Origin of the sequence: Flavobacterium aureirubrum (assembly GCF_038739835.1) — a bacterium.
In the GTDB taxonomy this organism is placed as follows: domain Bacteria; phylum Bacteroidota; class Bacteroidia; order Flavobacteriales; family Flavobacteriaceae; genus Flavobacterium; species Flavobacterium aureirubrum.
Genome location: NZ_JBCGDO010000044.1, coordinates 1 through 7,486, shown reverse-complemented (window position 1 = coordinate 7,486; position 7,486 = coordinate 1). Strand labels below are relative to the sequence as shown.

At 35.7% G+C, this 7,486-nt stretch carries 6 protein-coding genes; all 6 read left to right on the top strand.

Features of this window, described 5'->3' with window-relative positions; translation table 11 throughout:
* Positions 1-905: 905 nt before the first annotated feature.
* The 6 genes from WFZ85_RS15575 (at position 906) to WFZ85_RS15550 (ending at position 6,689) form a co-directional block, all read left to right on the top strand.
* The gene (locus WFZ85_RS15575) at positions 906-1,382 is read left to right on the top strand and encodes a DUF4348 domain-containing protein (RefSeq protein ID WP_342697186.1); all 477 of its coding nucleotides are present in this window, start codon (positions 906-908) and stop codon (positions 1,380-1,382) included.
* A gap of 210 nt (positions 1,383-1,592) precedes the next feature.
* Complete coding sequence (locus WFZ85_RS15570) at positions 1,593-2,666, top strand: acyloxyacyl hydrolase (protein WP_342697185.1); 1,074 nt, start codon at positions 1,593-1,595, stop codon at positions 2,664-2,666.
* A 262-nt stretch (positions 2,667-2,928) separates the two neighbouring features.
* A complete protein-coding gene (locus WFZ85_RS15565) occupies positions 2,929-3,678 on the top strand; it encodes a hypothetical protein (RefSeq protein WP_342697184.1) in 750 nt (249 codons plus the stop codon).
* A gap of 260 nt (positions 3,679-3,938) precedes the next feature.
* A complete protein-coding gene (locus tag WFZ85_RS15560; protein ID WP_342697183.1) occupies positions 3,939-5,024 on the top strand; it encodes a TlpA disulfide reductase family protein in 1,086 nt (361 codons plus the stop codon).
* Between the two features lie 301 nt (positions 5,025-5,325).
* Complete coding sequence (locus WFZ85_RS15555) at positions 5,326-6,108, top strand: DNRLRE domain-containing protein (protein WP_342697182.1); 783 nt, start codon at positions 5,326-5,328, stop codon at positions 6,106-6,108.
* Between the two features lie 86 nt (positions 6,109-6,194).
* Entirely contained in the window at positions 6,195-6,689 is a 495-nt protein-coding gene (locus tag WFZ85_RS15550; RefSeq protein ID WP_342697181.1) for a hypothetical protein, read from the top strand.
* Positions 6,690-7,486: the final 797 nt, after the last annotated feature.

The window sequence follows — 7,486 nt, the reverse complement described above, 5'->3', positions numbered from 1 at the left end:
TGCTCTTAACGTCACTTCGAGTGATTTTTAGAACTACAAACGCTAGTTTGTGGTTCTAAAAATTGTATCGAGAAGCTATTTTTAAAATAAATCTCCTTCTAAGGGTTCTCGATATTATTTTCTATTTTAAAAACTAGCGTTTTCAAAATAGAAAATCACTCGAACTGACGATAGCGGAAATGACAGACATGCTGATTACTTCACTTCGAGTGATTTTTAGAACTGCAAACGCTAGTTTGTGGTTCTAAAAATTGTATCGAGAAGCTTCCTAAAAACAACGGTTCTCGATATTATTTTCTATTTCAAAAACTAGCGTTTTCAAAATAGAAAATCACTCGAACTGACGGGTGCCGTGAACTGGCGAGTGTAGTGAACTGATGGGTGTGGTAAAAGGAAAATCATGCTCTTAACGTCACTTCGAGTGATTTTTAGAACTACAAACGCTAGTTTGTGGTTCTAAAAATTGTATCGAGAAGCTTCCTAAAAACAACGGTTCTCGATATTATTTTCTATTTCAAAAACTAGCGTTTTCAAAATAGAAAATCACTCAAACTGACGATAGCGGAAATGACAGACATGCTGATTACGTCACTTCGAGTGGTTTTACGCAATGTAATGGAGTAAAATTGTATCGAGAAGCTTCCTAAAAACAACGGTTCTCGATATTATTTTCTATTTCAAAAACTGGCGTTTTCAAAATAGAAAATCACTCGAACTGACGATAGCGGGTTGTATATTTCCATTTCTTCACAAAACCCTTCGTGTGTTGTAAATAAAAAAAACTTACAGCCTTTTTCTCTGACAAGTATTTTAGTATTTTTGAAAAAAGATTACTTCGTCTGTTAGCTATCGTTCGGGTGTTAGGTTTTTATTGCAGTTTGAGGTTACCATTAATTTTTCAGAACATGAAAACAACAAAGATATTTCTGCTTTTAATTTTGGTTTTGATTTTTGTAAAATGTAAGCCAGAAATTGGAAAAGTTGAAGACGAAAACCAAACAGAAAATAAAGTTTCTGAATTCAAAATACCAAAAAATATTGACGACAATTTCAACGTTTTCCTGAGTTATTTCAGTAAAGATTCGGTTTTCCAAGTTAGCCGTGTAAAATTTCCGTTAAAGGTTATGGAAGTTGACGAGAATAACATGATGGAGACAATTGAAAAAACAATTGAAAAACAAGAATACACGAAACTTGATTTTGAATATCCTAAAGATGCTTTGACAAGAGAATTTGACAGATATACACAAAAAATAAAAGCCAACGGAAATAAAGTAACTGTTGAAATTAGAGGTGTTGACAATGGAATTTGTACTGATGTTTACTTTGAAAAAGTTAACGGAAACTGGTTTCTAAAAAGTTGGAACGACACTTCTAACTAAAAAAAACACTGGTAACAACAGGTACTCCTCTTTACCTCACAAATCCTTTCCCGTGGAATGATAATTAGATAAAGTTGTTTATTTTAGTATTTTTAAATTATAAACCAAACGAAAGGATTTGTATGGTTGCAGGGGCAAAAAATTGACTTGGTTAAATTTTATATCGCCAGCCAACAGCACAGTTTGGTGCAAAAGAGTTAATGATTACAAATGAATAAATTATTTTATACGGTACTTTTTATTTCAGTTACAAGTTGTGTTTTTTCTCAAAAAGAGAAAAGTTTTTCTATTGAATACAACACGGGAAGTGTTTTTGCCCATGATGAAGATGTAGAAAACGTGGGAGGAAGCACCACCAACGGTATTGAATTAAAATATACCTTCAAACGCTTAGATAGCTTGTATCATTCCTCTTTCAACGGATTCCCTTCACAAGGTTTTGCCCTTGGTTTTAGCGATTTTAACAACACGATTTTGGGTAGAGGAATAACAGCCAATTATTTTATTTCGCCCAATATAACCATTAACAGCTGGTTGAGCACTGCTTTTAATTTTAATGTAGGTGCCGCGTATTTAACCAATCCCAATAGACCACTAACCAACCCCGATAATCAATCCTACAGTACCTATATCAGCGCCTATTTAGCCATAGGTTGGGAAACCAAAATAGCCATTACCAAGAGACTCATCCTTAATTTAGGAGCCAGTTACCGACACACGAGCAATTCAGGGATTAGATTGCCCAATAAAGGGATTAATTGGACCACTGCCAATTTTGGTTTAACCTACCACACTACTGATCCTGTGGACACTAAAGATTTGAAAAAAAGATTCAATGCCTATAAACACCCTAATAAAAACTTTTGGGAGTTTAGTATGTTTGGCGCCATCAGAAACCTGGATAATGACAGTCCTACCAAATATGGTATCGCAGGATTTCAATTGCAACACAACTGGCAAACAGCGAGAACACACGCTTTCAATGTAGGTACAGAATTTTTCTTTGATAACTCGTTAGTGAAACAAATTAAAATCGAAGACAACAAGTCTTCCATTGGCGTCAGACAAGGACTATTGTTGGGTCATCAATTTTTGTGGGGCAAGCTCAACTTTGGACAGCAAATTGGATTTCATTTGTTAAACCCCGAAAACAAATATGATACAGTCTACCATCGATGGACCTTTACCCATAAAATCACCTCCAATATTAGTGCAGGAATTTCTTTATTAGCCCACAGGCAAGTGGCTAATTTTACTGATGTAAGACTTGTTTACAGATGGTAGTTTTATAGGTGCCATTGCTATCGCAGCACTCCCGCACGCAATCAAAGACGCGACGAAGGCCATCCGATGGGCTAACAGGCGTAACTGTTGTCGAATTCTAATTAAAAACTATCCATAAGTTTTGATAGTAAAAACGCTGTTTTTCTTATGACTATTGTAGTATATTTGATAAAGAGATTGCGGATGTATTTTCACAGTCTGGCGTTAGCAAACATTTTAACGCAACCATTCGAGAGAAAAAGCATCCAAAATTAAAATCAATATGAAAAAGTATATTTTATTAGCACTAATTCTAACTACTTTCCTGAACTGTAGTAAAACAGATGATGATACCGAAAATGTTTGTACTTCAAATTGCACAATAGTAAGAGGAAGGATCGTAACTGAAAATGATACGCCTTTAAAAAATATTAAATTAAGGTTAGATTATCGAATTTTAAATGCACCATTCAGTGCAAGTACCCGAATAATTAAAGAAACTGAAACGGATGAAAACGGCTTTTATACTATGCAATTTTTTATAGAAGACAGTGAAATTGGAGAAAATGGACAAGGCTATTTTGCCCTATTAATTGATGAATCACATCTTAGTACTGAAAATTACATCAGGAAAAATGATATTTATATTGCGGAAGCCATATACTCCTTGCCTACTCGTGATACCATAATTGACAAATCTTTCTATATTCCAACAAAAGAGTTCATTACTGTAACCTTGAATAATTTTCTTCCATTAAGTAGTAATGACAAATTTGAAGTGCAGACACTATATCCTTCGGGACTTAAAATAGGTCAAAATGACCTTATTGAGTCGCAATACGCCGCTCAATCAAGTGGTTTTGGGAATTATACTTCAATTAATCAAGTCGAAACATTCAATAATGTTATTGTTGCCCGAAATGAAAAGAATTTAATCACAATCATTAAAGTTAAAAATGGAATTACAACTATAGAGAATTTTTTAATTTTTGTGCCAGAAGATAACAATATCAATTTGACATACGAATATTAACAAAATGTATGTTAATGAAGTAAACCGTTCCACCAGTAACTGACGCAATGTGCTGCTCACACCACCAGCTCTAGAAAGTTTCCTTACTTTATACCAAAACAAACAATACCAGCTGCGGTGAGAAACCCATCTTTACGTCAACTATACAATCAAGAACGATGTTTTTCTTACAAGTATTTTAGTATATTTGAAAATGAGACTGTACAAGTTTTTTCACCATCTCAGCTAATGCATTACAGAAAAAATAAAAAATCATAAAAATGACAAAATTTACTATCGCTTTATTATTGGCTTTTAGCAGTGTAACCGTTTTTGCGCAGCAAACTTTTTTTTACAACCTTAGCACCACACTTCCTGCTAACAAAAGTGTAACAAAATTGTATGTTTCCTATGAAATTGCGGGTATCAAATACCAAGACAGTTTAGATTTTCAAAAAAAGCAACTCACCCTGAAAAAGGTTTTGCCTCAACCCGTTGCCGCTACTATCAGCACCAATGATGACAAGATAATGCCTCTTGACGTGATGCTTGCCAACAATAACTTAAACGTGGTTATCACAGACAATTCCATTACTATAGGTAAATCAAAACTACATAGTGACTTTTTATATCTCACTGAAAATGATAGAATACGACCTACTTATTTTCCGTTGTATGGCGAATTATCAGAGAAGAATGATACCATTGGGTTGCAAAAATTAGGGGTTGTTTTTGACAGCCTCAAGAAAAATGACCTTAAAAAGTCCTATGATTATTTTAAGGCAAATAAAACTTCGCTTTTAAGTTTGTTCTCGTTCAACCGCTATACCACCTTCTTTGCGGACTATTCCAAAGTAGAAAATGACTTTGCGCTTTTACCGCTTTGGGCAAAAAACAGTCCTGAGGGAAAAAGTACGCTAGCTAAAATAGCAGGTGCCAAATCGGCACAAGTAAACACGCCCGCCAAAAACTTTGTTCAGCAATCGTTAACAGGCCAAAAAATAAGTTTAGAAAACTATAAAGGGAACTACCTCCTACTCGACTTTTGGGCAAGTTGGTGTGCGCCGTGCAGAAAAGAACATCCCAATTTAAGACGAACCTATGAGGAGTTTAAAACCAAAAATTTCGAAATTCTATCCGTGTCCTTAGACTCAAATAAAAAGGCATGGGAAAACGCCGTGACTAAAGACCAATTAACTTGGACACAAATTTCCGATTTAAAAGGACAAGAAAACGATATTGCCATACAATATGGTGTTCAATCGGTTCCAGCCAATTTTTTAATAGATCCGAAAGGAACAATTATCGCTAAAAATTTGACTAGTGAGCAACTCCACGAAATGTTAGAAAAATTGTTGCTTAAATAAAAAAATAGTTTGCGGTTAGAGTAGGTTTTCTTTTGTTTTTGTTGGCTCAGCAAAGCCCTAAGCAAAAAGTATTTTGGCGTAGTAACAAGCAGTCGGTAAATTAGCGGTTTATCGCCTTGTTATTTAAACAATTAGTGTATGTTTGTACCCTAATTAACACCAACCTTTATACTAAAATTTTACACTTCCACTTTTTTATTGTTAGCAACACTTGTTACTAGTACCGCACAAACCAACACATTAACATTGCAACCCAATGGTAATTTGGGTAAAGACGCATTCATTTCTAGCAATGTTTTAAATGTCGGTCAAGGCACTTCGCAAGAAATTAATGCTGCTGCGTGGACTATTTGGTCAACCTTTAGCGATTAGAGGTCTTATTGATTTTGATTTAAGCAGTTTGCCCGCAGGTGTTACAATTCAATCTGCCACGCTCACCCTTTATAACAACCCGACTTCTCAAAACGGAAACGCTAACGGTCAGCATGTAAACAGTAGCGGCAGTAACGAGTCGGTTTTGCAACGCATTACCGCGCCTTGGACAGAAGACGTATCCTGGAGTACTCAACCCACAACCACTACTCAAAACGAAGTTACCCTGCTTCAAAATACTAGTCCCATTCAAAATTATGTATTGGATGTTAAAAATTTATTACAAGATATTATAGCCAACCCCAATAGTAGTTTTGGATTTCTTTTAAAACTAAAAACCGAAACACCTTTCAGAATGTTGACTTTTGCATCTAGCGATCATCCTAATGCCGCGTTGCATCCTAAACTTGAAATTTGTTACTCCGCTACATTGGCTACCATGAACCCCGAACCACAGAAAAATACGGTGGCGCTATTTCCAAACCCATCTTCTGGTGTGGTAACTATTGCACTAAATGAGGCAAACAACCCAAATTCTTCTACTACCCGTTTTGTACTCTATGACACCACAGGGAAGAAGGTTTTTGAAGACCACCATTTTCAGTCCTCTACCCTATCGTATGATATTAGCAGTCTGCAAAATGGCTTGTATTACTGGGTGGTAACAACAGACCAAGCGAGAAGTACTGGTAAACTTATATTGAATAAATAAGTCAAAAAAACAGTAGTCGCAAACAATCCATTTTTTATATATGTTTGCAAAACGTAGTTACAATTAAAATCAAAACAAAATATAGGATGAATAAAATAGTGGTTCTAGCGTTTCTTATTACTTCATTAAGTTATGCGCAGCAATATAATTATGGCACAGGAGGCAATGTGTTGGATGCAAACAATCAAAGAGTAAAAGCAGACAAAGTGCGTCAATTACTTAAAAACAATCAAGAAGCTTTGAACCAGTTTAACGCCGGAAGAGACAAAAAAACATGGGGTAACGTATTATTTTATGGCGGTATTGGTCTGGCAACAATTAATTTGGTCACTGCTGTCTATGGTGATACATTAACCCTAACAAGTTCAGGTCAACTGGTAGAAAATAGAGTAACACCAACCTTAGCCATAATTGGAGGAAGCCTGTTTTTAGCATCCATTCCAGTCAAACTGGGTTATACCAAAAAAGTAAAAACAGCAGTAAACGCTTTAAACGAAAGAGTAACCTACAACGAAAAAACACGCCCTGAATTACTCGTAGTTGCAAACGGAAATGGCCTCGGTTTTAAACTCTCGTTTTAATGACGTGGCACACCTCTAAGCGTAAAACAAAACGGCTACATAAAATTACTATTGTGCCAACTGCTTTGCAAAGTAGGCCAACAACACGTTTGCGGATGGTGAAATTGTCATTGTAAGTACTTCAAAGCGCAGGTCACTCCTGTTCTTAAATTCAGTACTCGTGTTCTCAAATTCAGTACTCCTATTCTGAAATTCACTATGCAAGCTGCTCTAAGTAGCCCAGCTTCATGGTAACGCAAAACACCAAAAACCATTCTTTTTACTTTAAAAGCGAACCCAAATAAGAGTTAAATAGCGCTTTTTTTAGTTGAATAGTTACTTTGGATGTAAGAAACTATTTTTTGGGTTAGTGATTATTTGGGTATATTTGTTTTGAAGCTGATTGCGGGTAGGGATTGGAAATCTGTGCTATTGGGTTTGCGGGCACGGATTGCAAATCCGCGCTATCGGGTTTTTAGGGGTTTTTGCGCAAGGTTTTTGCCTCGGATTGCTCTGATTTTAACGGATTGATTGCGTTGCATGGTGACGTCGAGTTGTATTCTTTTTCCTGATATGATACCGACTTGACGGTTTGTGGTTTCAAAATCTAATCGAGAGAAGATAAGGTTGTACAGGCTGCTTTTTAAACTTGTCAGGTCAAGTGCAAAAATTCATCAGGACGAATTGCTTATTTTACCGCGGTAAATTAGATAAGTTACGGCGGTAAATTGAATAAATTACCGCGGTAAATTTCTATCTTTGTTCTGACAAGTATTAATAGTAACTCTTATCCATTAAAAATATGGCCATACTCATTA

Bases quoted from the DNA above. Each gene is read 5' to 3' on its own strand.
- WFZ85_RS15575 (WP_342697186.1), top strand. From the start codon at position 906: ATGAAAACAACAAAGATATTTCTGCTTTTAATTTTGGTTTTGATTTTT.
- WFZ85_RS15570 (WP_342697185.1), top strand. From the start codon at position 1,593: ATGAATAAATTATTTTATACGGTACTTTTTATTTCAGTTACAAGTTGT.
- WFZ85_RS15565 (WP_342697184.1), top strand. From the start codon at position 2,929: ATGAAAAAGTATATTTTATTAGCACTAATTCTAACTACTTTCCTGAAC.
- WFZ85_RS15560 (WP_342697183.1), top strand. From the start codon at position 3,939: ATGACAAAATTTACTATCGCTTTATTATTGGCTTTTAGCAGTGTAACC.
- WFZ85_RS15555 (WP_342697182.1), top strand. From the start codon at position 5,326: ATGTCGGTCAAGGCACTTCGCAAGAAATTAATGCTGCTGCGTGGACTA.
- WFZ85_RS15550 (WP_342697181.1), top strand. From the start codon at position 6,195: ATGAATAAAATAGTGGTTCTAGCGTTTCTTATTACTTCATTAAGTTAT.